Genomic DNA, 24,678 nt, shown 5'->3' with positions numbered 1-24,678 from the left:
CCATCGTCGAGTTCAAGTGCGAAGTACCGGGACAGTACGTTCTTGTGGACCATGCCCTCTCGCGGGCTGAACGCGGGCTGGCCGGCTACCTGATCGTGGAAGGCGAGGAACAACCCGACATCTTTGGCCCTATCGGTGAGCCACCGGACGCGTCCATGTCGGGCCACTAAGCCAAGCCTGATCGACCTGCTGGCACCATGCCAGCAGGTCACCTTTTTCTATGATGCCAGCGGAGACCCAAATGACCTTGAAACTTCTGAAGCGGACGCTGCTCGCCGGCGGCGCAACTGCCCTGCTCGTGGGAGCGACCTGGCCATTCAGCGTAGCGCAGGAAATGCAAGTCGAAGGTGTTTTTGCGCTGCCTGATGTCAGCCAGAAAGTTTCTGGCGACATGGTTCTGGAGGAGACTGGGCCACTCAGCCGCGCAGTGGAGCTGGTTTACACAGACCTTGCAACCAACAAGCAAGTCTCCAAGTTCGACGTCGAGCTTACTCAGGAATTGCACATCCTAGCTGTCGACGCAGAACTGACTACCCTGGTCCACCGGCACGTGGAAGAAGCCAATGACGAAGGCGTTTTTGCGGCCGAACTCGACTTCCCCAAGCCTGGGCTTTACCACATCTATACCGACGCCGTTCCCTCGGGTATGGGCCAGCAGGTTCTGCGCTTTGACGCTTCAATTGGAGCTGGGAGCAAAGAAACACCGAGGCTTCCCGCCCCCTCCGCTTCAAGCGGTCCAATTTCATCTGGGGACGGTGAATACACCGTCACCCTGGATCCATCGCAGCTGCGCGCAGGCGCCGAAAGCCTCATGACCCTCTCGGTTGAAAAGAACGGCAAGCCTGCCCAAGATCTAGCGCCCTATCTGGGCGTCGCTGCCCATGCCGTGCTCGTGCGGGCTGAGGACCTAGCCTATGTGCATGCGCACGCCATGAGCGATGGTGCCGAGCAGCATGGCTCCGAAACCGCGATGCAAGGGCACGACGGGCATCACAGCTCTGGCGGCCATGGCCACGCCGGTCATTCGCAAAGCGCCACTACGCCAGCCACGAGCCATGGTGCACATGGTCACGGTGCTGCGGATCACCCGCCGGCGCAAACATCGAGGAGCCATTCAGGCCACGGCGACCATGGAACAATTGCGACAGCAATCTCCCCTGAAATGAGCATCCATGTGACGCCACCGGCACCGGGCACCTATGCTCTTTGGATCGAATTCATCGGCGGTGAAGAGGTTCTCACCGTGCCTTTCACCATCGAAATTCCGGAACAACGTAACTAAGGCTGCGGATATGTTCCACGCCATAAGGAGAAGAAGAAAATGAGGATTGCACTTACGCTGGTCACCGGTACCGCTGCATTACTGGCAATGTGCGCCCCCGCATTCGCTCACATCACGCTGCAGACAAAAGAGGCACCAGTCGGGGCCTCCTACCGTGCAGTGCTTGTTGTGGGTCACGGCTGCGGCAATGAGGCAACTACCGCCGTTCGGGTCCAGGTTCCGGAAGGGCTGTACAACGTCAAGCCGATGCCCAAGGCCGGCTGGACGATCGAAACCCAGACGGGTCCTTATGAAACCCCCTTCATGAATCACGGCACTGAGCTAACCGAGGGCGTTAAGGAAATCACCTGGACCGGCGGCAACCTGCCCAACGATTTCTTTGATGAGTTTACCTTCCGTGGCACCCTGGGCGGTGAACTTGAAGAAGGAAGCACCCTGTTCTTCCCCGTGATCCAGACTTGCGGCACAACGGAAGACGCCTGGATCGACCAGTCTGGCGACCATGATTCTGAGTTCCCTGCACCCTCGCTCACGCTTACTCCTGCTGCAGGGCACGCCCATTGAGTTCATCGACCTTCGACGCGAGGGAATACCCTTGCGTCTTTTCTCTGAGCCGCTTCCTTGTCCCGCTCGCCATTATGCTGGCAGCGGGACTGCTGGTTTGCCTCGCCTTGTGTCAGGGCGCACACGCACACGCCACCTTGACAGCAACGCTGCCGGCGGATGGAGCGGTTCTCGAGAGCGCACCAGACACAGTGGCTCTCTCGTTCAACGAACCAGTGTCGCTTATTGCGGCGTCCCTTGTGCGCCCAGGGGGAGAACTGAGCGATCTGGAGCAATCTTCGGCCTCTGGCACCACCATATCAATCAGCTTGCCCCCAGAACTGGGTGAGGGAAGCTATGCGCTGAGCTGGAGGGCAGTTTCCGAGGATGGGCATCCCATCAGTGGAACGAGCTTTTTCGTTGTAGGCACAGCCAGCGCTGCTCAAAACTTCGTTGCTTCACCGACTGGCTCGGCTGTTGCCAGCGCGCTATGGGTAACGCGGTTGGCGATGTTTATCGGCTTGTTCTTCGGAGTCGGCGGAGCTGTCTTTCGTTTGCTTGCGCCTGAACTGCCGCCACTTGCAGGTACTAGCTGCAAATGGACAATTATTGCCGGCCTCGTCGCTGCGCCTCTTGTTGTTGGCCTTCAGGGCCTGGACCTGGCCGGCGCAGATTTCTTCGCACTTCCCCAACCCCGAACCTGGCTGCTGGGAATAAACAGCCCGTACGGCACCACTGTTCTCCTCGCCGTCGGCGCATTGCTGTTTGGATTCGGAACCTTGTACGCCAAGTCGCCAACATGGGTTCGCGTTTCGGCCGCTGTGGCGCTGCTGTTGACTGGCATTGCCATCTTGTCCAGCGGGCACGCGAGTGCTGCCCAGCCGCAATGGCTTACCAAAACTGCCCTGTTCCTGCACATAACGACAATCGCCTGGTGGGTAGGCGCCTTGTTCCCCCTTGTGCTGCTGCTCCGGCAAGATAGGCGCTCCGCAACGCCACCGCTGATCAAGTTCTCCCGCGCCATCCCTTTCGCCATCGTCCCGCTTGTGCTTTCGGGCGCCATTTTGGCTGCAATTCAGCTGGGACCGCCGGGCAGCAATTGGCTGTCACCCTACGGGCAGGTTCTGGCGGCAAAGCTTGTCCTGCTTGTGGTTCTCTTTGCCATTGCCAGTTGGAACCGCTGGGTTTTGACGGCGCCGGCAGCGGCGGGGGATGTGCGCGCTTTGCGGCACATGCGCCGCGGCATCATCGCTGAAATCCTCATCATACTCGCTGTGCTGGGCCTGGTCTCAACCTGGCGCTTCACGCCGCCGCCACGCGCCCTGATAACTCAGCCAGCAACATCGATCATGATTCCGATCTCGCAAGAAGAGCTGCATGCATCGCTGAGTTTTTCCTCGCCACGGGTCGGGTCCACCAACGTCGAGATCGCTCTGGGAAAACATGGTGGCGAAACACTCACCCCAAGAGGGGTCAAGGTGTCGCTCAAGCCAGTGGGCGAACAGATGGCGCCAATTGTCCGTACCGCGGAGTTGAACGACGCAGGTGTCTGGCAGGTAAACCAGCTAACCATACCTCTTCCTGGCATTTGGTCTGTCGAAGTGGAAGTGCGGGTCAGCGACTTTGAATTGGCCAAGCTCAAGAGCCAGATAGAAATCACTCCTTAGCCTTAGGCGTCATTTCGCTCGGCGTCTCCCAATACATAAGGGAAGACCGCGTCAGGGATCACGCTGTGCGCCACGCTCATAGGCGCGGTTTTGATGGCTGCGATGCTTGCCATCGCCACGCTAGAGGGCGTCCTTCCTATCACTCCAGCCAGTTCCAGTTGCACTTGCGGAGGTATGAGCAGGAACATCTCGGCCGCACGCGTGGCGTGACGAAGTGCAGGCCCTCTCTTGCCTTCCCGCACCTTCACCCCGGAGGCAGAGAGCAGGATCAAGCCTTTGAAGAACAGTTTTTCATCTCCCAAGGCCATCTGCCACAGCCCCTCCCAGGCTTCGTGCGCTTCCCAGTAATAGCCGTGATTGAAAAGGTCGGTTCCCCAGAGAAACTCGTGTGAGCCCAGCATAGGGCTCCCATGGATTAATGGTGCCGGGAGCCCGTGGCTGTGCCCTGCTGGATCCCGCACCGGATGAGGATAGCGTCCTGGCAAATACGCATAAGACGGAAAGCTCCTGCCGATTGCATAGCGCGGCCGATCAGTCACGTTGTTGATCCCTCCAGGCCGCAACATTGTACGTCAGGCTGTCAGGATCGGACTAGAAGGTTTGTGCAAGCGCCAGCTTTTCCCTGCGCTTGAGACAAGAAGCTCCCAAGGCGTGTGCGCTCGGGAGCCATGGGAAGCCGCTCATCACCAATCGCTTACTGCAGCGAAGGATCATGACCCCCCGGTTTGGTAGTGCCGACTGTGGCTCAGGCAGCCTGGGAAAAGCGCACGCTTGTCCCATCAACCACATCCCGCACACAGATCAAATCGGCCAGGAGCGAGGTCGCGCGAAGCACTTGTTCGGGGTCCAGATTATTGCCCGTCAAGGTCACGACACCATCGGCTACGCTCACCTGCATGCCGGTGGGGTCCAGAAACGGATCCTCCCACAGCGACACCATGACCCGGTCCGCGATCGCCTCGTCCGTGCGTGTCATATTTGTCTTGCTCATGTCAGCCTCCAGAACTTGAGGCATCCATAACCCGGGCAAGAGCGCGCTTTGTTGCGCAAGATCAAAGATCCACCGGATCGGCTGCATGCCAGCTATGTGTCGCACGCGCAGTGAAAGGCCAGCAGAATATTCCTGCTGGCCAAAGCTTGTGCGCTTTTAGTCGTTGTAGTCGGGCATGGCTTCGATCTGCTCCTGAGTAAGCTGAGTAATCAGGCGCCCCTCAGCCACGCTCAATTCGCTGATCTCCAAAATGATCGTTTTGTCGTCGAACAAACCTTCATCGATTTCGATTGCGACTGCTGAAACGACTCCAGCTTCGGTGCCAAGAACTTCATCCACTTCGCCAATGCTCTCACCACGCTCGGTGAAGACATCCATGTCTTCGAGCTCGTCAACACTTACGTTGAGCCCGGGAACCTGTACGGCATCGTCATCGATCTCGATCCAGTTCGCTGGCGCATTCTGCGCAAAGGCGGTGCTGGTCATCAGCAGAGCTGCGGCTAGGGTAACAATCTTGTTCATGTAAACCTCCTTGATGGTGGCATTTGAACGACCACCCCTGTCGCAAGTTCCGGGCAACCGGCTGCACGGTCACGTTAGTACGGAGTTTACCAAAGCCGTCCAATATCTGAGGGCGCGATCCTGTACTGCTTACGCGCTTTTCACCTTCTGGCCCCGGACACATCCATGCTCAAGTCTTTATCCGCTTGCCTCTTGCTGCTTGCGGCTCCGGCATGTGCTGCTGAATGGCAGTTTGAGAGCGGCAGCACCCCTATTGCCTATTTCGACAATGAGGGCGCACAATTTCAGTTTGCCTGCCGGGGCGGTGATCTCGCCATGGCCTTTTGGGTGCGAAAGCCCGACAGCGAGGTAGCCTCGGCAAGCACCATGAGCCTTGCCCTCAATGCCAAAGGCAACAAAGTGTCTGTCGCCAACGACACCAACTTCGCTCAGGATTTTCCCCTGATCCACAGCGATGGCAGTTCCGTCCTGGTTCGTGGTCCCGTGGCCCGCCAATGGGCACGCCTGGCCCAAGAAGCTGGTGACAAGATCCATTTGGCCTTCGCCCGCACGAAGCGCGACGGTCAACTCGAATTCCTGGATCGCCAGACTTTCGGCGCCAAGAACTCGTCTGCCGCTATTGGCAAGGTTTTAGCCCGCTGCGGCTAGCTGATTTTGCGTATAGCGCTCGGCTGGAGCCCAACGGTCTGACACACCTAAAAGGGTCGGGTTGTACTTCACCTGAGGCAAACGGGAACCCTGGCGCATGCGCAATGTTCACCGCTGATACCAGGAAAAGGAGAACAAGATGCGCTTCGCCATAGCTATGGGCACCGCCCTGCTCGTAACCGCACCGACCTTCGCACAGGAAGCAGGCACCACCACCGCATTGGAGATCAATCCACAGTCCTATACTGGGCTCTGGTACGAAATTGCCCGCACGCCCACGCCTTATCAGCAAGACTGCGATGGCGGCGTAACCGCGACCTACAATCTGGTGGATGATGCCACCATGGAGGTCATCAACCGCTGCGACCGCACCTCCGGCGACGAGCAGGGTGTTGTCGGCACGGCCGAAGTCGTCAACGGCAACTTCAACACCTTCTCGGTTGAATTTGGCGAAGACAGCGGTGCTCCAGGAGTCAACTACGTCGTCGCCGCCGTAGGCGAAGAGGAAGACGGGCAATATCCCTGGGCCGCTGTTTATTCGCCTGATGGTAACACAGGCTGGATCCTGGCGCGCGAGCCTGAACTCTCGAGCGAGGACCGCGAGGAAGCTGAAGCGTCCCTTAGCGAGGTCGGCGTGGATCTCTCGGAGCTTTCCGATACCTCCCAGCCGCCCCAGACCTATGACCCGTCTGCGCAATAAAAGCTTTCGTGAGCTAGAATAACAAATAGATCGATCGATGTTGCTCAGCCAGCATCGATCAATCATTCGACGCCCGCTCGTAGCCGGGTAAAAAATCATGCGCGCCTCCACAGCGCTCTACCCAGCGCGAAGTTGGCCGGACCAATGCCCGAGCAAGCCAGCTCCTAAATTCTGGCATGCTCGCTTTCGCATAAGCCATGATCCGCCAGCGCCTCGATGATCCTGCATTCACAAATACGCCCATGGCCGCATTCATCGATCATGCGCGTCAGCTCGCCCTTGAGCGCCTCCAAGGCCGCGATCCGGCGGTTGATCTCGGCAAGATGGCTTCGGGCAATGCTGTCCGCCTTGTGGCAGGAAGCTTGTGGCTCGGCGGCCATCGCAAGAAGCTCGCGTATGTCCTCGACCTCGAAGCCCAGCTCGCGCGCGTGCCGGATGAAGTTAAGACGCCGGATTTCAGCATCGCCATAAAGGCGGCGATTGCTTCCTGTTCGCGGCGGTGAAAGTAGCAATCCTATTTGCTCGTAATATCGGATGGTCGGGACCTTGATCCCGGTCCGATCGGACGCCATGCCTATGGGAACAGCCATGGGAAGTTTCCTCTTGATCCTCTAGTCACTAGAGGATGTAGGAGTGATCCTGAGGCATTGCAAAGGAAGCAATATGGACAAGACAGCAGAGGCAAGGGCGTGCACCGTGGTTCATGGCGGTTGCGGCTGCAGCAGCAATGCGCCCTTTGACGGGATGGCACCAGGCTATAAGCGCGTGCTCTGGATCGTGATTGCCATCAACGCCGTGATGTTCATCATTGAAATGGCAGCAGGACAGCTCGCGGGTTCGCAGGCCCTCCAGGCGGACGCGCTCGATTTCTTGGGCGATACGCTTACCTATGGCCTCAGCCTCGCCGTGATTGGCGCCAGCTTGCGCGTGCGCTCCACGGCTGCCCTGTTGAAGGGGCTCTCGCTCTTGTTGATGGGTCTATGGGTATTCGGTTCCACGGCCTATCAGGTGCTTGTGCTGGGCACGCCCAGCGCCGAAGTTATGGGCCTTATCGGCCTTCTGGCGCTTGGGGCAAATTTGGGCAGCGTTCTTCTTCTTATGCGCTACAAGGACGGAGACGCCAACGTCCGCTCCGTCTGGCTATGCTCGCGCAATGATGCGATCGGCAATGTCATTGTCATGGGTGCGGCAGTAGCAGTGTGGTTCACAAAGAGTGCCTGGCCCGATCTCATCGTGGCCGCGATCATGGCCGCACTCTTTCTCTCTTCCTCCTTCCAGATCCTGCACCAGGCTTGGGGTGAGTACCGCAGCGGGGAGGATAGGGGAGCCCTGAGCAGTCACGGGCATGACCATGCCCACCACTAACTAGCGCGTGGAGCCCATAGGATAACGCTTGCCCCCAAGAGTGCCAGCACGCCGCCGGCAAGATCCCACCTGTCGGGAACCCGCCCTTCGGCCAACCACAGCCAAAGCAGAGAAGCCATGATATAGATGCCGCCATAAGCAGCGTAGGCTCGTCCGGCATTCTCGGCTGGCGCCAGGGTCAGCAAATATGCAAACGCCACAAGCGACGCAGCGCCGGGGAAGAGCCACACGGGCGAATGTCCCTGGCGCAGCCAGGCCCAGAATGCAAAACATCCTGCAATCTCGGCCAAGGCTGCCCCAGCATAAACAAAGGCGGTGGTTGCATAGACGGGCACGACGATCTCCCTGCAGCGCAGCAGCTAGATCGCAGCCATGGTCGAGAACGAACCAGTTGGACAAGGGCCGTTGGGGTCCAGGGGCGCTTTCCTCGGATCGTTCTGGTTGAACACATAGCGCTGTTCGCAGACATCCCAGACCGGAGGCTGCCTTGTTTGGTCAAACGCATCCACACCCGTTTTGAGGTTCCGCCAGAACCCTACATGCGGGCTTGTGGCGTGCCGCGCGAAATTATCTTCAGTCATCCGGAAAGGCAGCAGCTGAAGCTGGAATGCCGCGCTGCCACCTCGGAAGGCCTCCCGCGCAAGCGCATAGATCTCCTTGATCCCCTCGTCGGTCATCGCATAGCAACCCACCGATTTGCAGTCCCCATGGATCATCAGATAGCTGCCGGTGCGGGCCAGCGCCTGGTCAAACTTGTTTGGGAAACCGACATTAAACGCCAAATGGTAGGATGATTTTGGGTTCAGCAGCGCAGGCGTCACGTCATAGAAACCCTCGGGCGACTGAAGATCCCCTTCCCGGATTTTAGGGCCAAGCGTTCCCGACCATTTGCAGATCGGATAGGTCTTAAGGAGGGCAAATTGGCCTGACCGGCTCCGTTTCCAGACCTCGAGCTCGGACGATTCTTTATAGACCCGGATCATCATGGGCTCGGCCGGCGATGTCCCTATGGCAGCCATGCGCTCCACCAGCGCCGCCGGAAGCGGTACGTTGGCGCGATTGTCACCCCAGAGCTGGCAACCAGCCAGGAACGCAACCGCTGCCAACAAGGTGATAATGCGAATGGTGCTGTTCAACATGGTCAAAAGCCCTTTTAATTTGTGCGCACCATGCGGGCAGAGAATTACTCCCCGGTAAACCAAAGCGATCTGTGACCGGAACGAAAGGGAAGGTCAGCTCTCTGGCGATTTCGCGCGGCTAGAGCAGCCAAGCTTGTTTGGCGCTCGGGATCGCACTAGGGCTGGCGGTACTGCGACCAGCAAGGGCATCTACCGGCAATGGCGAAACAATTTCCCCGTCTTGAATCCCACCATCATCGATTCATCGCAGAACAGCACATGTTCTTCACCGCCACGGCAGCGCCGAATGGCCGGGTGAACATGTCGCCGCGCAGTACGGACATGTTCCGTGTTCTGGATGACAATACGGTCCTCTATCTTGATCGAACCGGCAGCGGCAACGAAACTGCCGCCCACCTCGCGATCAATCCGCGCCTGACCATCATGTTCTGCGCTCTGGCCGGCCCGCCATTGATCATGCGGCTCTACGGCCATGGACGGGTGATCCATCGCAAAAGCACAGAGTTCGCCGCCTTGCTTGCCCAACACTATGGCGGACAAGCTCCGCTGGGCGCCCGCCAGATGGTGATGCTTGATTTCGATCTGGTGCAGACCTCGTGCGGCTATGGCGTGCCACTTTTCGAATACCAGGACGAGCGGCCTCAGATGGATGCCTGGGCACGAGCCAAGGGCGTTGATGGCATCGAAGACTATTGGCGCCAAAAGAACCAGACCAGCATGGATGGATTCCCCACGGGCTTGATGGACCAATAGATTGCTGCTGTCTCCCGCTGGGCAACGCGGGAGTTAGTGCCTCATCATTAATGAGCCAAGCTCTGAAGCCGGTAAGGCGCGGCTGATCAAATAGCCCTGAATCTGGTCGCAGCCCTCCCGACGCAATAGCTCTAGCTGCTCCTTGGTTTCAACGCCTTCGGCTGTGACCTTTGCGCCCAGCGCTCCTGCAAGCGATGTCACCGCGCGCACAATGGCCACGCTGACCGCGTCATTGGGCAGGTCCTTGATAAAGGAGCGATCGATCTTGATCTTGTCGAAGGGAAAGCTCCGCAAATAGCTCAGGCTTGAGTAGCCGGTGCCAAAATCATCGAGGCTGACCTTCACGCCTAGCGTGCGCAAATCGTGAAGGGTGCGGGCAGGAAGATCCCCCTCCTCCAGCAGCGCGGTCTCGGTAATCTCCAGTTCCAGCCGGGCAGGGTCAAATCCAGTAGACCCAAGCGTTGCCCGAATTTTTCTGGCCAGATTGGGATCGCGAAACTGTACAGCCGAGATGTTGACGGCAACCGTGATTTTGCGGGGCCACTCGAGAGCATCCTCGCAGGCGCGGCGCAAGGCCCATAAACCAAGACTTCCGATGATACCGGTCTCCTCCGCCAGGGGGATGAACTCGGCGGGGGAAACCATGCCACCAATTGGATGCTCCCAGCGCATAAGCGCCTCGAACCCGGCGACGCTCTCATCGGCCAGATCATAAAGGGGCTGGTAATGCATCGCCATCTGGTCCCGCTCCAGAGCCTGCCGCAACTCGGTTTCCATGGTTTGCCGCTCTTGAGCGCGCGCGTTCATCGCGGGATCAAAGAACACATAAGACCCGCGCTTGCCCACCCTTGTGGCCGCAAGGGCGAGGCTGGCGCTGGTAAGCAGCCTTTCAGCTGTCAGACCGTCCCGGGGCGCCAGTGCTATTCCAGCGCTGCAGCTCAGAACATGTTGCTGGCCGTCCAGCCTATAGGGCTCGGCCAATCTGCCCAGAAGGTCCTCGACGAAGCGGGCAGCAGCTTCCTCATCACGGACGTCCTTAAGGACAATCGCAAACTCATCGGCACCGAGGCGCGCTACAATCCCGGTCTGCGCGGCAATACCCTCAAGACGCTGCCCTACGGCCTTGATCAGGGCATCGCCGGCTGCGTGGCCCAAAGCGTCGTTGATGGCCCTGAACTTGTCGATATTGAGATGCAGAACGGCAAGACTGGTGGATGTTTTCTGCTCCTTGAGCGCCTGGATCAGGCCTTCCTTGAGCATTGCGCGATTGCCATGACCAGTGAGGCTATCCCGATAGGTCATCTGGTGAATGCGCGCCTGCGATTGCTGGCGTTCGGTGATTTCGTGTTCGAGCCGCTCGTTGAGCCGTGTGAGTTCACCGATCCGGTTCTGCAAGGCAACTTCAGCCCTGCGGCGGGCGACATGGGCTTCCACCCGCGCCAGGGCAATGGAAAATTCGACTGGCTTGGTGATGTAGTCATTGGCGCCAAGCTGCAGCGCCGTGACAATATCCTGCACTTCTGTTTTTGCCGTCACCATGATCACGGGCAGCATAGCCTGTGACCAGGTGGTGCGTATTTCTCGCAATACCGCCAGACCGTCCATGCCTGGCATCACAACGTCGAGCAGCACGATATCGTAGATATTGTTGGCGATCAGATCGAGCGCCTGCGGGCCGTTCTCCGCCTCAGTGACGTCATAGCCCCGGCGCGTAAAGCGGCGGCGCAATATTTCTCGGTTGTCGGCGATGTCATCGACCACCAATAGCTTGGGCGCAGGAGCGGAGGGAATATTGTCAATCAAGGCGCTGCCTCGCAATTTGTATGATGGCGGGATTGCGCGTAAGTGCGGACGGGCCTGGGGGTCCATCCGCAGACTGGGAATTTGCTGAAGGAATTACGCGACAACATCGAGCGGTTGGGCGTTTTCCGCCTCGAGCAGCACGTTGGCTTCGTCGTAAGCCTGGCGCAGAATGCGAACCGCATCATCGATGTTCTGCCTCGAATGCCCGGCCATGACCTGCAGCCGGAAGCGTGCCGCCCCCTTCCCCACTGCGGGGAATTCAACCAGATTGGCCAACAGCCCGGTCTCGGCAATCTGCCGGCTGACAACACGCGCGAGACCTTCCGAACCCATCTTTACCGCCACGATAGCCGAGGGCTCTCCATAGACTTCTAGCCCGGCATCGACGAGCTTCTGCCGGAGGTCAAGCACATTGCGCATCAGGGCGCCGCGCAGTGCTTCCCCTTCGGCCGAGTCAACGATCTCGAATGCCCGCAGCACGATTGCAGCCTGAACCGGCGACAGCGCGTTCGAGAATGTCTGCGGAGCACTGTAGAATTTGAGATATTCTTTTACGGCGCGCGTCTTGCTCGCCACAAAGCCACCATTGGACCCAAAGGTTTTGGAGAAGCTGCCCATGACGAGATCGACCTTGCCGATCATGTCCTGCGCGCCGATGTGACCGCGTCCGTTTGGACCTAGGGCACCCAGATCATGGGCCACGTCAACAACCAGCGTTGCGTTATATTCGTGGCATAGATCCTGCATGGCACCGATATCGGGCGTGTCGGAGTCCATCGAAAACAGACCCTCGGTCACTACCATGATGGCGTTGGTCGTGTCTTCGGCGCGAATGGTGTGCAGCCAGTGGCGGCAATGCTCCAGGTCGAGGTGGCGGAAGCGGTACAAATTCTTGGTGGCAGCCGCTGCCCCTTCCTGAAGACAGGCATGGGCAAGATTATCCATCACGATGTGATCGGCGCTGCGAACCAGGCCCTTGATCACGCCGAATCCTGCGGCCCAACCAGTGGGAAAAAGCGTTACCTCTTCCATGCCCAGGAAGTCTGCGATCTTGCGCTCAAGCGCCACGGAGTGACTGGTGTTACCCACCAGCGCGGGCGAGCCGGCGCTATGGACACCCGTCTCGTCAATAACCCGTTTGGCAGTTTCGATAATGGAGGGGTGGGAAGACAGGCTCAAATAGTCCTGCGACGCAAAGTTCACGCCGCGCATGGCAATGCCGCGATCATCCCGGGCCGAACACACCGCACCGGGGCCGCCCTCTGTGGCGCGAGAAAATGGCCAAAGGCCGCTGCCACGCCGCGTGTCCTGCCAGGCAAAGAACTTCTCGACTCGAGAGATGATGTTATTGCCATCAATGATGCGGAAGTCCCGCATGCTGCCCTTAAGAGCGGCAGGCGGCAGGCTTTTCACTGTATTTGTCAAAACGAACCCCTGTTTACTTGAAGTATTTGGCCACTTCTTCTTGGGCGTCGCGGCGCATAATGAAGATCACGGCCTAAATTTTGCCTTAAAAAACAAAGTCGAGTTCCCTGTGTGCTGCTCACATTTAGCGGATTGGTTATCATGGTCTTATGGGAGAAGCCTAAGCGAACGTGAACCCCCATAGCTTGGTTGTACCTAATGAGGAGAGCTAGGCCCACATGGGGAACAAATTGGCTTGCAGCGCAGGCTTATCCTTACTAATCAAGGTACTTAACCCGAGCAGCAAGGATGGAAAACATGAAAATAGCTGGTCTTGCCTTGACTGCTTCCTTGTTGCTTGGCGTTGGGAGCGTTGCTGCTGATCCGCTGATCCTTGCGCCAGATGCTTCCCCGTCCGCGATCGCAGAGGTACAGAGCTATAACTGGTCGGGCTTCCATGTCGGCATCTTCGGTGGCTATCTCAGCAGCAATGCTTCATCGGAGCTGGACAGCGTAGAAGGCGCTCTTCTTGAAGCCGATGTCGCGAACGGCGCCTTGCCAGGAAGCGTCTCGGGCAGCTCAGGCGGCGCATTGTTTGGCATTGGGGCTGGCTATGACCAGCAATTCGGCCGTTTTGTCCTCGGCATCGCAGGTGACGTGGCTTGGGCAAATGCTGATGGATCGGCGGAGTTCCGTGCCATTGACCCTGGCACTCCCTTTAGCCCGCCGGCCTTCGTTGGCCAGGAAACGGTCACCAGCTTCCAGACCAATCTGAACAATCTCACTACGGCCCGACTTCGTGCCGGCGTCACCGCCGACAAGGCTCTATTTTATGTCACAGGCGGCTTGGCCGCTGGCCACGTGGAAAACGAATTTGGGATTGCTCTGCCCGGAATTGCGACAAGCTTCGGACCTTGGTCGGCTGACGGCCTGCTATGGGGTTATAGCGTAGGCGCCGGCGTCGAGTACGCTGTCACGGAAGATGTTACGGCCAAGCTCGAATATTTGTACTATGATTTTAGCGATCGGAGCGTCCGCGCTACGGACGGAGCCTTCCCCGGCCAGCAGATCACCTATCGCTTCCTCAACAATGGTGGCCTGGTCCGCGCTGGCTTGAACTTCAAGTTCTAGGAACCGCTTGAGCCAAAGAGACCGGGAACAATTCAGGACCTGGTTAAGGTACACGCGCTGCGAGGGGCGAGAGCGCGTTCAATCCGATATAGAAGACGCGGCAGGTCGACCGGCTTGGTCTCAAAACCAGCACATCCCATTTCCGCGCTCCTATTGCGGTCAGCCGCGAGCGCATGGGCAGTCAGCACGATAATGGGTATATCGCGGATCTCCGAAGACGATCTGATGATCCGGATAGCTTCCCACCCGTCCATTTCCCCTAGCGCAATATCCATCAAAATGAGGTCTGGCCGGCTACTTGCCGCTTTGGCAATGCCATCCGGCCCGTCCACTGCACACACAATTTCATAGCCGTGGCGTCTCAGCCGGCGGGAAAGCATATCCCGATTGGCTTCGTTGTCTTCCACCAGCAATATCTTATACATAGTCTCTGCTTTTCACCGCAGGGTAATCAGTCCTGCCCGCGAACGCCGTAAGGACGAAATCGGGGGCGGGGCAATCCGCTGCGGGCCGATCGTTGTTAGGCAACTTCACTAAGAAGGTGATCGCCGTCCGTGCGCTCACCATTTCCAGTCTGACCTTGTGCTATCTGCCTGTCGCCAAGAGGCAGTGAGACGGTGAAGCAGCTACCTTTCCCAGGCTCGCTTTGCACCGCAATGACGCCCCCCATCAAACCTGCGAGCTTTTGACTAAGGGCAAGGCCCAGGCCAGTTCCACCATATTTGCTAGAACTATAGTCCTCGGCTCCGTTGAATGCGTCGAACAATCCCGGCATCATCTCCTCGGACATGCCAATCCCGGTGTCCTGAACCTCGAGCTGCAGCACGCCATCGGCACCGTCTGTGATGCGCCTGGCGCGAACTTCTATCTTTCCGCCCTCTGTAAACTTCACCGCATTGCTGACCAGCTGCGAAACGATCTGCTGCACCTTGTGAGCGTCGCAGGCGGCCCTTTCTAGATCCGCGCAAATGTCCACAAACAGCTGGGTCCCGCGCCCTTCGGCCGTGGCTCGGAACTCCTCGGTTGTCGCCGCAATCAAGGCGCCAATCTCCGCCTCTTCAATAAAAAGCTCCATCTTCCCGGCGGCGATTTTGGAGAGATCCAGCAGATCATTGACGAGGCCAAGCAATTGCTTGCCTGCGCCCCGAATACGCTGAAGGTCAGACACCCCGAAGCTGTCTTTGGACGCTTCGGCCTCCTCCAGCAGCATTTCGCTATAGCCGATCACAGCGTTGAGCGGCGTGCGCAGTTCATGGCTGGTCTTGGCCAGGAACTCGGACTTGGCGGCATCTGCGCGTTCTGCCGCCGCAGTAGCTTCGCGGAGTTCAGCCGCAGTAGAAAGATGCTGCTTAACCTCGCTCTCCAGCCCGGCCTGTGAGGCAAGTATCCGAGCATAGTAGAACGACATCATTGTCACGTACAGCGAAGCCGCAACTGTGGAGATGATCCCAAGGGTCAGCTGCGAGGACTCGGGAAGATCGTGATGGGGCGTGTAAACGAAAATATAGAGCCCGCACGCAAGGACGACATTTGCGGCAAAGAGCGCCATTGCCGCTCCACGAAGGGCAGGCACTGGGCCAAGGTAAAAGAAGGCAAGCAAGGGTATGACAAGTACCCACGGCAAGGTCGGGGACGTCACACCGCCATAAAAATAGCAGCTCCACAAAATGCAGAAGATCAGGTTTTCGACCGAAAGCAGCGCCAACAGATTGTAACGCGCTGTAAACCGCAACAGAAAGGGAAACAGCCAGAAGCCGGTAATGGACAGGGCGAGCACCGCAACAGGCAAGCCCGGAGCCGGATCGAGCAAGAACAGCGCAAGCGGCACGGTATTGCCAAGAAACGGCCCAAACAGATGGCTGATCAGGAACACCCGCGCCTGTTTGCTCTTTTCCGGGTCAGCAGCGAGCCGTTGGGGGATAAACCATTCCACCAGGCGGCTAAGGTGATCGGACACCATCTTTGAGCTGAAGGGCCGTGGCATGTTCAATCTCCAGCGGCGGAATGGCCGGGCGATAGCTCTGCCTGACCTGCCTTCGCGCCCGCCACACAAGCATATCTACTGATGTTTAAGTGGGTGTTACCTCCAGCCGATGCACAATTCCTTAAAGGCTCCCGCCGCACCATGGCACGCTTGAAGGAGTGAGCTCGTTGGCCGCTAAAGACAGCATTCTTGATTTTATCGACAGCTTCATACCGGCGTCTGCCAAAGCTGAACGCTGGGAGCTAGGCCAGGCGAGAAACTTCGTTTTCACCCATTTTCTAGGCCCAGCCCTGGCCCAGACGATGAGCGTCTACCTTTATCTGGTGGACACTGAGCCGAGCTGGCAAAAATGGGTCGTGATCTGCCTGATCTGCTCATTCTTTGTCATGCCGCTTATTTTGCGCAGGTCAGGCAATCTCAAGCTCGTGGCCCTGCTGTCTTTCCAGGTGCTGACATTCGCCTCTCTGTTTGGTGCCTATCACTACGGCGGCGTGGTATCGCCATTCGTACCCTGGGTAATCGTCGCCCTTATGCTCGGCTTCTTTTACCTGTCCGAGCATGCTCTGGGGGTGATCGCCCTGTTTGCCGCCAATCTGGTCGGCTTCGGTATCGCAACCATGGTCTGGGGTCTTTCCTCGCGCCTCCCAATTTCCACCCTCACCCCGCTCAGCTACGTGTCCATCATGTCGGCCACTATCTATATGGCGTGGATGGCCAACTACTACGCCGGCATCGTTTCATCGCGATCGGAAACCGAACGCGAGGCAGAGCGGCATCGCAACACGGCGCTGCGGCTGCGCGAAACCAAGGAATTGGCGGAGAAGGCAAGCACGTCGAAATCCATCTTTCTCGCCAAGATGAGTCACGAACTGCGAACACCGCTGAACGCTGTGATCGGCTATAGCGAGATCCTGTTGGAAGACGCCGAAATGGAGGGCAAGGGAGACCAAACACTTGCTGACCTCAAGCGCATCAATGCCGCAGGAAGGCACCTACTATCGCTGGTTGACGACGTTTTGGATCTTTCCAAGATCGAAACGAGCACCATGGAGCTTGAAGCAAGTGCATTCGATCTCCGTTCATTTGTTGATGATGTGATCTCCAACGCTCAGCCTTTGATAACTCAAAATGGAAATCGGCTGGAAATTGAAACTAGCGGCAGGCTTGGCTCGGTCCGCAACGACGCAACTAAACTCCGGCAAGTCGCGCTCAATCTTCTGAGCAACGCGGCCAAATTCACGCAAGACGGCATTATTACATTCACAGTGCGCCGGGACAGCAAAGTAGGCGGCGACTGGATCGAGATCTCGGTGCGCGACACTGGCATAGGCATGTCGGAAGCGGATCAGGCCAAGCTCTTCCAGAATTTCGCCCAGCTAACGGAATCCACCTCCAGCAAATATGGCGGCACCGGGCTGGGACTAGCACTGAGCCAGAAACTTTGCGCCATGATGGGCGGTGCAATTTCTGTGCGGAGCGAGCCCGGCAAGGGCGCCCTCTTTACAGCCCGCGTGCCGGCCGACGTCACAATCGCCCAAAGCCCCTTTATAGGGGAAGCAGGGGATGAACTCGAATACCCGCACCCCATGGCCACTGCGAGCTGATCGCCGTGCATCTCAGCCGGCTGCGGCTACGATAAATTCCGATACTACCTCAAGGGCGCGGTCCTGAGTGGCTGCTACGCCCTCTGGTGGTTGGTGATCACGCAAGGTGCGGTCTCGCTGGCGGATCAGCTCAGCCACGACATCTTCATAGGCCACCATCACCGATGTGAGCCAACGATTAACCAGATAAGAAGGCCTGGGCATCTGGATATCAAAGCGACCCAGCAATGGGATGGTTTTGTCTGCATCGGCCCAGTCGTCCCCCACCACCCATTGGTTCACAGTGAAGATCCGCAGGAGCCGCCCCTCTGCGTCCACACCAATGGCAGCCAGGTGATGGATCGACCCTCCTGGCCCCTCTGGCCGCACAAAGCAATGGAAGTGCCCGTGCTCTCGCGCGCCTTCCTCGGCAGGGTGGCAGTGGTAAAACCACTGCCCATTGCTGACGGGATCAAACACATCCCCTTCCGGGTAGTGCTCCCAAGCATCGATATTATCCACGCCCCGGAAAGTTTCACTCAGAATGGAAAGCCCTTCCTTGGCGAGGATCGCCTCGCAGAAGGCCTTTTCGGCAAGTGCACGCTCCCGAGCTTCGCTCATTGGCTTGTGACCACCAGATCGGGGGCTTCCTGGTCTGCAGGTTTGCGCACCGGCGGAGGCGGCGGAGCCTTGAGCACGGGCGCAGCCGGTTGCGCCGCTGGTGGCGGCGGTGGCGCCTTTTTACCCTCGCTTGTAGGCTGAGGCGCTGCGGGCGGAGGCGGTGGTGCCTTCAAATTCGGTGCACCGGCAGCGCAAGGGGCTGCAGGTGACGGTGGCGCCGGAGCCCGCGTGGGCGCCCCGGCCGCACAGGGTGCACCTGCAGCGCAGGGCGCAGCACCAGCCGCACAAGGTGCGGAACCCGCAGCCGCGACACTGGTGCCTTGGGCGCTAGGTCGGGGCGGCACGGGGTTTGTTACAGTGTCATAGGCTATTGCGACGGTCGTAACGGCGAGTGCTGCGCCAAACAGGAGCGTGTTGCGAGTTGTCGTCATTTCTTGGCGAACCCATCAAGACCAAAGACCGGCCGCAGCCATACGCCGCCGAGCGACCCAACAAATGCGGCCGCGAACCAGAGCCAGCCATGCAGGCTTCCCGTAGCGATACCCGAAAACAAGGCACCGATATTGCATCCGAACGAGAGCCTTGCGCCATAGCCCATCAGCACTCCACCCAAGGCAGCAGCCAGGAGCGATCCAAGAGGTAACTTCGCTTTGGGAGCGAACTTACCGGCCACCGACGCTGCGAGCGCAGCACCAAGAACCAGCCCGAAATCCATTACCGAAACGGTGTCGGCCAATACGCTTGAGTTGAGTGCTCGAGCCTGCGCAGGCCAGGTCCAGAACTCCCAGCTCGCAACATCGACACCCAGCCCTTGCGCGAGTTTTGCGCCCCAAAGGCCAAAGCCATAGGTGATGGACCATGGATGCCCGGCCAAAAGCAGGGTGGCGTTGTTCAGCAATGCCAGCATGAGCCCTGCCCCGACAAGCGGCCAGGGTCCACGCCAGATCCAGGTCCAACCGGGTCGCGCCGGAACGGGTTCAGCTTCTATGTTGCCATGGACACGCTTTTCAATGACAGCGGTGACCAGCGCCACACCAGCCAGTCCGGCTATGGTCGCGGCAATGGCAAAACCCACCCCAAGTTCTGCGCCCAGGCTGATCGTGCCTATATTGGGTTGTTGGAGCCAGAAGGGCAGATGCGCGGTGCCCACCAGCGCGCCGATGATAAAAAAGGCGAGGGTGACCAGCATCCTGGCTGAGCCGCCACCAACGGTGAACAAGGTTCCCGAGCCGCAACCACCACCCAATTGCATGCCAAGACCAAAGATTGCCGCCCCCAGCAGCACCGACACACCCACTGGACCGGCCGCCGCCGCAATGGATTGACCACCGATATTGCCTGCTGCAACCAGCGGGATCATGGCCAGAGCTGCCACCCCAATGGTGAGCATCTGCGCCCGCATGCCTCGACCGCGCTTTTCCACCACCATGCGCTTCCAGCCGCCGGTGAAGCCAAAGGAGCCATGATAAAGCGTAACGCCCAGCGCGCCCCCGATCAGGAAAAGGCCGCCTTGCCTCAGGTCAACCAGCCAGGTGATCGCAGCAAAGCCAAGAAGCAGGAAGGCGACGGCCACGGCAAAAGGCGCCCGATCGGCAACAGCTGTCGGCAGGAACTTCGGGGCGGAAATGGAAAGATCTGTCATGAGTTCTCGAAGAAAAAAGACGAGCTCCGGAGCCATGCCAAGGTGCATGAACTCCGAAGCTTTTCATAGGCTTGGGTCAGGTAGAATTACTGGATCGGACGCGCCGGATCAGCTGCCCACTCAGCCATGGAGCCATCATACATGGCCGTGTTCTTGTTGCCCCTGACCTCATGGAGCGCAAACCAGGCAATCGATGCCCAATGGCCTGTGTTGCAGAAGACGATGTTCTTTTCATCCGCAGCTAGCCCCACAGCCTGCTCAAGCGCAGCAATGGTCTCGGGCTGGGCGAAGCTGGCATATTCGCCGCTGTAGAGTTTGGAATGGGGAATGTTGATCGCACCCGGAATGGTCCCCTCAACTCGCACGACCGGGCTCTTGGACTGTCCGAGGAACTGCTCCTCGGGGCGGCCATCGACCAGCTTGATGCCGGCAGTCAAGGCTGCTTCCACGTCCGCTGTCGTTGCGCGCAGGTCAGGGCGCACCTGCGCAGGAAATTCCACCGCAACAGGGGTTACCGGCTCTGCAACACGCTCGCCGCCCTGAGCATCATATTGGCGCCAGCCGCCGTCAAGAATGGAGACGTCGTCGTGCCCAAGGTACTTGAAAGTCCAATAAACGCGCGTTGCGCCACCAAACTCTGAAGAATCAGTACCCCACGGCACGATAACCACATGGTCATCCCCATCGATGCCCAAGCTCCCGATCAATTCGGCAATCTCGCCTTCGGACGGTATCTGCCCGGGCACGCCATCCACTTCGACGCGCCATCCAGCCGACGCATAGGGAGCAACCACGGCATTGGCGATATAGGGAAGCTCACCCAGATCCGTGCCTTCGATGTCATCGCGAATATCGAGGATCTTTACATTTTCCTCCCCCGCATGCGCCTTGAGCCATTCGGCCGTTACCAGCGGAGTGACTTCCTGCGCGAAAGCGATGGAGGGCGCCGCGATAAGAAAGGCAGCAGAAACAACAAGCGATGCCAAACGCATTGCGAAAGCTCCAAAAAACATGGTTGGGCGCATACTAGATCAGAGCAGTCGGCTATTCGACGCATAGCGCTTCAAAGAAGTCCCGCTTCGGGGAAAGCCACTCCAAGGTCAAAGCTTGGGAGAGCATGATCTTCTCCGGCCTATGGCCGCGCGTTTATCCTTAAACACGGCAAAGCAGAGGCGACAGGAAAATGCCCCGCAGTTTAGCCCGGCTCGGCACTGCACACATCGGATGCCCATATGGATACCGGCTCGCCCGGCGTTGCGCCGAGTTCATGGCAATTCTCGTCTGCACAAAGCTGCCAGCCACTGAGTGTGGCGCCCGAAGCTGCAAGATCGAGGCGGCGGAGCGGCGCCAGATCGGGCCGGTAAGTCCAGCGGCCATCCTTCCACACGGCATCAGGTGGCAAGTCGATCCCTGCCCCCGAGCCTTCAACACTGGCGGAACTCAGCGCCAGGCGATCACCCTCTACATGCCAATGTTCGACCCATGTGGTTTTTTCAACCGAATGGATCCAGCTAAGGGAAAAGCTTGCGGCCAAGATCGTTATGATGCCGCCGGCCGAAGCGATGCAGAGGCTCATGTAGCGGGCCGTGGCTCAGCGGTACTACGACGCCACCAAAGCCAGGCCGTGAGCACAATGCCCAAGGCAAATCCCAATTCGTCGGTCCAGGGCAAGGCTAGGATCAGGAGCAGTCCGGCTGCAAAGGCAACAATTCGCTCCACCAGACTGAGCGGCGCGAACAGGAAACCCGCGACGGCAACGCCCCATAGTGCTATTCCAAAACAGGCCTTGAGCACGATATAGACCACCTCAACAGGATAGCCGAAGCTTTCCGCGATGGCGCCCCCGTCCTGAAGCATCAGGGATGGCGTATAAACCGCCATGAACGGCACCACGAAACCCGCGGCCGCCAGTTTTGTTGCCTGGAGCGAAATCTTGAGCCCCGATGTCTTGGCCATGGGTGCCGCAGCAAAACAGGCAAGCGCAACGGGCGGCGTCAGATCGGCCATGATGCCGAAATAAAAGACGAACATGTGGCTCACCAGCAGCGGCACACCGAGCTCCAGCAGCGCTGGCCCGGCCAGCGCCGAGGTGATGATGTAGTTGGGGATGGTGGGAATACCCATGCCCAGAACAAGGCAGGTGAGCATGGTGAGAAACAGCGAGAAGAAGAGATTGTTTTCGCCGATATTGATGATGGCACCGATAAAGGTTGATGCGATCCCCGTCAGCGTCAGCGTGCCGATAACGATGCCTACCACGGCGCAGGCAATACCCACCGGCAGAGCATTGCGCGCGCCTTCGGCAAGCGAGTCCTGAACGATCAGCAGGGTTGCCCGCCCACCCTTCGTCACGGCGCAGGCAAGCACGAGTGCGGCGATAACAATCAGCAGCAGGTTCACGCCATATTGCAGGAAAGCTGCCGAGGCGAGGCCTAGCGCAATCCAGAACGCGAAGCGGAACGCACGTGGGCCGATCATAGCCGCTAGGGGCGTGCCCAAGATCAGAACGACAACAAGGGCTAGTCCCATAGTACCCGCAAAGATCGGCGTGTAGCCGGCAAAAAGGAGGTACACCAACGCAGCCAGCGGCAGCACCAGGGGCCAGTGGTCACGGACGGCATGCCAAGGATTGGGAAGCTCGTCCTTGCTCAGCCCGCGCAGCCGCCATTTGCCGGCTTCAAGATGCACCATCCAGAAGCAATTGGCAAAATAGAGCACGGCAGGGATGATCGCGGCGAGGACGATGCTGCTATAGGGAACGTTGAGCGTTTCCGCCATGATAAACGCCACCGCGCCCATGATGGGTGGCATGATCTGTCCACCCATGGAGGAAGTTGCCTCCACCCCACCGGCAAAGGCTGAGCGGAAACCGAACCGCTTCATGAGGGGAATGGTGAACTGTCCGCTGGCCACTACATTCGCTACCCCAGAGCCTGAAATTGTTCCCATCAGCGCCGAGGAAAGGGTGCAGACCTGCGCAGGCCCACCGCGCCAGCCGCCCACCAGGCCAAGCGCAAAGTCATTGAACAGCTTGATCATGCCCGCCTTTTCAAGAAAGGCGGCAAAGACCACGAAAATGAAGATGTAAGCCGAGGAGACATAGATCGGCGTGCCGTAGATGCCCTCCGTACCAAAGCCGAAATGCTCCACGATCTGCACAAAATCATAACCGCGATGCACCAGCGGACCTGGGGCATATTGACCGAAAAAGCAGTAGGCGAGGAAAATGCCGGAGATGATCGCCAGCGGCCAGCCCATGAGCCGCCGGGCAGCATCGAACACGAGGACAATTGCGGTCGTGCCCACAACGATATCGAGCGTGGTCAGGAAGCTGCTGCGCCGCACAAGATCGGCATAGAACACCCAATTGTAGATGCCGGTCACAAACCCGGCGACGCCCAGAACCCAAAACCCGATGCGGCCCCATTTAGTCTTGGCTACGAGGTTGCCCAGCAAGGCATATCCGAGCAGCAGGAGAAGCCCCACGTGCATGGCGCGCACCACCTGGCTTGGCAGCGTGCCATAGGCAGCGGTCCATATCTGGAAAAGAGAAAACAGGACGGCGATCCAGAAGGCAATCCGCCCCATAATGCCCAAGCCAAAACCGGGTGGCAGTCCCTCAACGACCTCTTCTACGCTGGGTGGCGGCTGATCGGGAAAAGCATTGGTGGTGGCGGTGGACATCGAGTCTCCTCCCAGACAACTCGAGCGCAGCCTGGTGCTGGCCGTAAATCAGCTGACCAGATGGCGCGAACATGACGTAAAAAACATTGTCAAAGGGGCCCGCCGCCGCAAGCCGGCGGGCCATGCGGCCTACATGAGGCCGGCTTCGCGATAATAGCGTTCTGCGCCTGGATGAAGCGGGATCGAGAGGCCGGAAAGCGCGTTGGCCGGATCGATATCGTTGGCCGCTGCGTGCGAGGCGATCATGCGATCAAGATTCTCGAACATCAGCTTGGTCATTTGATAGGCCGTTTCCTCGCTGACGCCTGCGTGGGTTACGAGGATATTGCCGATCGCAGCCGTGGAAACGTCTTCTTCCTGCCCATCATAGGTTCCAGCGGGAATGGTCGATGCAACATAGGGGGCCCCGATCGCTTCAACCACTTCAGCTGGGATGGAGACGATGTTGATGTCCATGGTTGCCGCAAGATCCTGGATAAAGGCCACGCCCAGGCCCGAGGACTGCAGAGTCGCATCGAGCTGACGGTTCTTGATGAGTTCGGCAGACTCCGCATAGGGGAGGTATTCAACCTTGCCCATGTCTTCGTAGCTCATGCCCGCGGCCGCGAAAATCGCGCGTGCATTGAGCTCGGTGCCCGATGCCGGAGCACCAACCGAGATGGACTTGCCCTTGAGGTCCTCAAGCGTCTTGATGCCGGATTCGGCACTGGCAACGATCTGCACATAGTTCGGATAGATCGCGGCAATGGCGCGGATATCGGTCAGTGGCTGGGGAAATCCGGCTTCCTGCAGGCCCTCCCAACCGGACGCAACCGAGTCACCTAGGGCAAATGCCAGTTCCCCCTTGCCTTGCTGCAGCAGGTTGAGGTTCTCGACCGATGCCTTGGTGGCCTGCACCTGGGTTCGAGCACCCTCGATATTGTCTGCGTAAATCTCGGATAACGCGACGCCCAGCGGATAGTAGACACCCGATGTGCCGCCCGTCAGCACATTGATGAATTCCTGAGATTGGGCCGCACCGGCGCTGGCACCGAACGCAAGAGTGGCGCTGACGAGAATGCCGGACAGCCAGCGTGGGGAAACAACAGTCATGCTCAATCCTCCTGTAGCATGCGTATTATTATGGGCCGAACAGCTCCTCAGTGTCCGACAGGCAGTACATTGCAAGCATCATGCCAGTTCCGCAACTGCGTTCTGGCCGCCTTATTCCGGGATT

25 protein-coding genes are annotated in these 24,678 nt (G+C 58.7%); 9 read left to right on the top strand and 16 right to left on the bottom strand.

Features of this window, described 5'->3' with window-relative positions:
* Nucleotides 1-241 precede the first annotated feature (241 nt).
* The 3 genes from DDE77_RS17090 to DDE77_RS17080 all read left to right on the top strand — a co-directional run bounded on the left by DDE77_RS17090 (nucleotide 242) and on the right by DDE77_RS17080 (nucleotide 3,492).
* Entirely contained in the window at nucleotides 242-1,282 is a 1,041-nt protein-coding gene (locus DDE77_RS17090) for a hypothetical protein (RefSeq protein ID WP_157959903.1), read from the top strand.
* A 39-nt stretch (nucleotides 1,283-1,321) separates the two neighbouring features.
* Complete coding sequence (locus DDE77_RS17085) at nucleotides 1,322-1,846, top strand: YcnI family copper-binding membrane protein (protein WP_210204421.1); 525 nt, start codon at nucleotides 1,322-1,324, stop codon at nucleotides 1,844-1,846.
* Nucleotides 1,847-1,983: 137 nt separating this feature from the next.
* The gene (locus DDE77_RS17080; RefSeq protein ID WP_170116543.1) at nucleotides 1,984-3,492 is read left to right on the top strand and encodes a copper resistance CopC/CopD family protein; all 1,509 of its coding nucleotides are present in this window, start codon (nucleotides 1,984-1,986) and stop codon (nucleotides 3,490-3,492) included.
* Nucleotides 3,493-3,494: 2 nt separating this feature from the next.
* Here DDE77_RS17080 and DDE77_RS17075 read toward each other — a convergent pair whose 3' ends face one another.
* From DDE77_RS17075 to DDE77_RS17065, 3 genes are all read right to left on the bottom strand, one after another.
* Nucleotides 3,495-3,893 carry a DUF309 domain-containing protein gene (locus tag DDE77_RS17075; RefSeq protein ID WP_245895351.1) on the bottom strand — a complete coding sequence of 133 codons (399 nt, stop codon included), beginning with the start codon at nucleotides 3,891-3,893 and terminating at the stop codon, nucleotides 3,495-3,497.
* Between the two features lie 344 nt (nucleotides 3,894-4,237).
* Entirely contained in the window at nucleotides 4,238-4,483 is a 246-nt protein-coding gene (locus tag DDE77_RS17070) for a BON domain-containing protein (protein WP_157959901.1), read from the bottom strand.
* Nucleotides 4,484-4,639: 156 nt separating this feature from the next.
* A complete protein-coding gene (locus tag DDE77_RS17065; protein WP_108398681.1) occupies nucleotides 4,640-5,005 on the bottom strand; it encodes a PRC-barrel domain-containing protein in 366 nt (121 codons plus the stop codon).
* A 165-nt stretch (nucleotides 5,006-5,170) separates the two neighbouring features.
* On the opposite strand from DDE77_RS17065, the gene DDE77_RS17060 reads away from it, so the two are divergent.
* Entirely contained in the window at nucleotides 5,171-5,653 is a 483-nt protein-coding gene (locus DDE77_RS17060) for a hypothetical protein (protein ID WP_108398680.1), read from the top strand.
* Nucleotides 5,654-5,792: 139 nt separating this feature from the next.
* Nucleotides 5,793-6,353: a lipocalin family protein gene (locus tag DDE77_RS17055; RefSeq protein WP_108398679.1), complete on the top strand. Its 561-nt coding sequence runs from the start codon at nucleotides 5,793-5,795 to the stop codon at nucleotides 6,351-6,353.
* 164 nt (nucleotides 6,354-6,517) lie between these two features.
* Here the strand turns inward: DDE77_RS17055 and DDE77_RS17050 are convergent, their stop codons facing one another.
* Nucleotides 6,518-6,943: a MerR family transcriptional regulator gene (locus DDE77_RS17050; protein ID WP_108398678.1), complete on the bottom strand. Its 426-nt coding sequence runs from the start codon at nucleotides 6,941-6,943 to the stop codon at nucleotides 6,518-6,520.
* Nucleotides 6,944-7,016: 73 nt separating this feature from the next.
* Between DDE77_RS17050 and DDE77_RS17045 the strand changes: the two genes are divergently transcribed.
* Nucleotides 7,017-7,718 (top strand): cation efflux transmembrane domain-containing protein, encoded by a 702-nt coding sequence (locus tag DDE77_RS17045; protein WP_108398677.1) that lies wholly within the window; start codon nucleotides 7,017-7,019, stop codon nucleotides 7,716-7,718.
* Here DDE77_RS17045 and DDE77_RS17040 read toward each other — a convergent pair.
* Both DDE77_RS17040 and DDE77_RS17035 read right to left on the bottom strand, forming a co-directional pair.
* Nucleotides 7,715-8,053, bottom strand: a complete 339-nt coding sequence (locus tag DDE77_RS17040) for a YnfA family protein (protein WP_108398676.1) — start codon at nucleotides 8,051-8,053, stop codon at nucleotides 7,715-7,717. The genes DDE77_RS17045 and DDE77_RS17040 overlap by 4 nt on opposite strands.
* 24 nt (nucleotides 8,054-8,077) lie before the next feature.
* Nucleotides 8,078-8,857 (bottom strand): L,D-transpeptidase family protein, encoded by a 780-nt coding sequence (locus tag DDE77_RS17035; RefSeq protein WP_245895349.1) that lies wholly within the window; start codon nucleotides 8,855-8,857, stop codon nucleotides 8,078-8,080.
* Nucleotides 8,858-9,055: 198 nt separating this feature from the next.
* Here DDE77_RS17035 and DDE77_RS17030 point away from each other — a divergent pair, with 198 nt between their 5' ends.
* Nucleotides 9,056-9,610, top strand: coding sequence for a pyridoxamine 5'-phosphate oxidase family protein (locus tag DDE77_RS17030; RefSeq protein WP_108398675.1), 555 nt, complete (start codon nucleotides 9,056-9,058; stop codon nucleotides 9,608-9,610).
* Between the two features lie 33 nt (nucleotides 9,611-9,643).
* Here the strand turns inward: DDE77_RS17030 and DDE77_RS17025 are convergent, their stop codons facing one another.
* Complete coding sequence (locus DDE77_RS17025; protein WP_170116542.1) at nucleotides 9,644-11,413, bottom strand: putative bifunctional diguanylate cyclase/phosphodiesterase; 1,770 nt, start codon at nucleotides 11,411-11,413, stop codon at nucleotides 9,644-9,646.
* Nucleotides 11,414-11,506: 93 nt separating this feature from the next.
* Entirely contained in the window at nucleotides 11,507-12,838 is a 1,332-nt protein-coding gene (locus DDE77_RS17020; RefSeq protein ID WP_210204420.1) for an aminotransferase class I/II-fold pyridoxal phosphate-dependent enzyme, read from the bottom strand.
* A gap of 297 nt (nucleotides 12,839-13,135) precedes the next feature.
* On the opposite strand from DDE77_RS17020, the gene DDE77_RS17015 reads away from it, so the two are divergent.
* Nucleotides 13,136-13,948 (top strand): outer membrane protein, encoded by an 813-nt coding sequence (locus tag DDE77_RS17015; RefSeq protein ID WP_157959900.1) that lies wholly within the window; start codon nucleotides 13,136-13,138, stop codon nucleotides 13,946-13,948.
* A gap of 32 nt (nucleotides 13,949-13,980) precedes the next feature.
* Here the strand turns inward: DDE77_RS17015 and DDE77_RS17010 are convergent, their stop codons facing one another.
* Nucleotides 13,981-14,373, bottom strand: a complete 393-nt coding sequence (locus DDE77_RS17010; protein ID WP_108398672.1) for a response regulator — start codon at nucleotides 14,371-14,373, stop codon at nucleotides 13,981-13,983.
* A 95-nt stretch (nucleotides 14,374-14,468) separates the two neighbouring features.
* Entirely contained in the window at nucleotides 14,469-15,932 is a 1,464-nt protein-coding gene (locus tag DDE77_RS17005) for a sensor histidine kinase (RefSeq protein WP_108398671.1), read from the bottom strand.
* Between the two features lie 167 nt (nucleotides 15,933-16,099).
* Here DDE77_RS17005 and DDE77_RS17000 point away from each other — a divergent pair, with 167 nt between their 5' ends.
* Complete coding sequence (locus DDE77_RS17000) at nucleotides 16,100-17,536, top strand: sensor histidine kinase (RefSeq protein WP_108398670.1); 1,437 nt, start codon at nucleotides 16,100-16,102, stop codon at nucleotides 17,534-17,536.
* Between the two features lie 12 nt (nucleotides 17,537-17,548).
* On the opposite strand, the gene DDE77_RS16995 is transcribed toward DDE77_RS17000, so the two are convergent.
* From DDE77_RS16995 to DDE77_RS16965, 6 genes are all read right to left on the bottom strand, one after another.
* Nucleotides 17,549-18,136, bottom strand: coding sequence for a DUF6969 family protein (locus DDE77_RS16995; RefSeq protein ID WP_108398669.1), 588 nt, complete (start codon nucleotides 18,134-18,136; stop codon nucleotides 17,549-17,551).
* 427 nt (nucleotides 18,137-18,563) lie between these two features.
* Entirely contained in the window at nucleotides 18,564-19,778 is a 1,215-nt protein-coding gene (locus tag DDE77_RS16985; RefSeq protein WP_108398696.1) for a YeeE/YedE family protein, read from the bottom strand.
* 86 nt (nucleotides 19,779-19,864) lie between these two features.
* Nucleotides 19,865-20,770, bottom strand: a complete 906-nt coding sequence (locus tag DDE77_RS16980) for a sulfurtransferase (protein WP_108398668.1) — start codon at nucleotides 20,768-20,770, stop codon at nucleotides 19,865-19,867.
* Nucleotides 20,771-20,973: 203 nt separating this feature from the next.
* On the bottom strand, nucleotides 20,974-21,354 hold the full coding sequence (locus DDE77_RS16975; protein ID WP_108398667.1) for a DUF1850 domain-containing protein: 381 nt from the start codon (nucleotides 21,352-21,354) through the stop codon (nucleotides 20,974-20,976).
* The gene (locus tag DDE77_RS16970; protein ID WP_108398666.1) at nucleotides 21,351-23,462 is read right to left on the bottom strand and encodes a TRAP transporter permease; all 2,112 of its coding nucleotides are present in this window, start codon (nucleotides 23,460-23,462) and stop codon (nucleotides 21,351-21,353) included. Before DDE77_RS16970 ends, DDE77_RS16975 begins: the two co-directional genes overlap by 4 nt.
* Before the next feature lie 129 nt (nucleotides 23,463-23,591).
* Nucleotides 23,592-24,554, bottom strand: a complete 963-nt coding sequence (locus tag DDE77_RS16965) for a TAXI family TRAP transporter solute-binding subunit (RefSeq protein ID WP_108398665.1) — start codon at nucleotides 24,552-24,554, stop codon at nucleotides 23,592-23,594.
* Between the last annotated feature and the right edge of the window lie 124 nt (nucleotides 24,555-24,678).

Source organism: Devosia submarina (genome assembly GCF_003056345.1).
Classification (GTDB): Bacteria; Pseudomonadota; Alphaproteobacteria; order Rhizobiales; family Devosiaceae; genus Devosia; species Devosia submarina.
The sequence above is the reverse complement of the archived record's forward strand: the minus strand, read 5'-3'. Positions and strand labels throughout refer to the sequence as shown.

Coding starts and splice junctions, on each gene's coding strand:
- DDE77_RS17090 (WP_157959903.1), top strand. CDS start 242: ATGACCTTGAAACTTCTGAAGCGGACGCTGCTCGCCGGCGGCGCAACT.
- DDE77_RS17085 (WP_210204421.1), top strand. CDS start 1,322: ATGAGGATTGCACTTACGCTGGTCACCGGTACCGCTGCATTACTGGCA.
- DDE77_RS17075 (WP_245895351.1), bottom strand. CDS start 3,893: ATGCTGGGCTCACACGAGTTTCTCTGGGGAACCGACCTTTTCAATCAC.
- DDE77_RS17070 (WP_157959901.1), bottom strand. CDS start 4,483: ATGAGCAAGACAAATATGACACGCACGGACGAGGCGATCGCGGACCGG.
- DDE77_RS17065 (WP_108398681.1), bottom strand. CDS start 5,005: ATGAACAAGATTGTTACCCTAGCCGCAGCTCTGCTGATGACCAGCACC.
- DDE77_RS17060 (WP_108398680.1), top strand. CDS start 5,171: ATGCTCAAGTCTTTATCCGCTTGCCTCTTGCTGCTTGCGGCTCCGGCA.
- DDE77_RS17055 (WP_108398679.1), top strand. CDS start 5,793: ATGCGCTTCGCCATAGCTATGGGCACCGCCCTGCTCGTAACCGCACCG.
- DDE77_RS17050 (WP_108398678.1), bottom strand. CDS start 6,943: ATGGCTGTTCCCATAGGCATGGCGTCCGATCGGACCGGGATCAAGGTC.
- DDE77_RS17045 (WP_108398677.1), top strand. CDS start 7,017: ATGGACAAGACAGCAGAGGCAAGGGCGTGCACCGTGGTTCATGGCGGT.
- DDE77_RS17035 (WP_245895349.1), bottom strand. CDS start 8,857: ATGTTGAACAGCACCATTCGCATTATCACCTTGTTGGCAGCGGTTGCG.
- DDE77_RS17030 (WP_108398675.1), top strand. CDS start 9,056: ATGGCGAAACAATTTCCCCGTCTTGAATCCCACCATCATCGATTCATC.
- DDE77_RS17015 (WP_157959900.1), top strand. CDS start 13,136: ATGAAAATAGCTGGTCTTGCCTTGACTGCTTCCTTGTTGCTTGGCGTT.
- DDE77_RS17010 (WP_108398672.1), bottom strand. CDS start 14,373: ATGTATAAGATATTGCTGGTGGAAGACAACGAAGCCAATCGGGATATG.
- DDE77_RS17005 (WP_108398671.1), bottom strand. CDS start 15,932: ATGCCACGGCCCTTCAGCTCAAAGATGGTGTCCGATCACCTTAGCCGC.
- DDE77_RS16995 (WP_108398669.1), bottom strand. CDS start 18,136: ATGAGCGAAGCTCGGGAGCGTGCACTTGCCGAAAAGGCCTTCTGCGAG.
- DDE77_RS16985 (WP_108398696.1), bottom strand. CDS start 19,778: ATGACAGATCTTTCCATTTCCGCCCCGAAGTTCCTGCCGACAGCTGTT.
- DDE77_RS16980 (WP_108398668.1), bottom strand. CDS start 20,770: ATGCGTTTGGCATCGCTTGTTGTTTCTGCTGCCTTTCTTATCGCGGCG.
- DDE77_RS16975 (WP_108398667.1), bottom strand. CDS start 21,354: ATGAGCCTCTGCATCGCTTCGGCCGGCGGCATCATAACGATCTTGGCC.
- DDE77_RS16970 (WP_108398666.1), bottom strand. CDS start 23,462: ATGTCCACCGCCACCACCAATGCTTTTCCCGATCAGCCGCCACCCAGC.
- DDE77_RS16965 (WP_108398665.1), bottom strand. CDS start 24,554: ATGACTGTTGTTTCCCCACGCTGGCTGTCCGGCATTCTCGTCAGCGCC.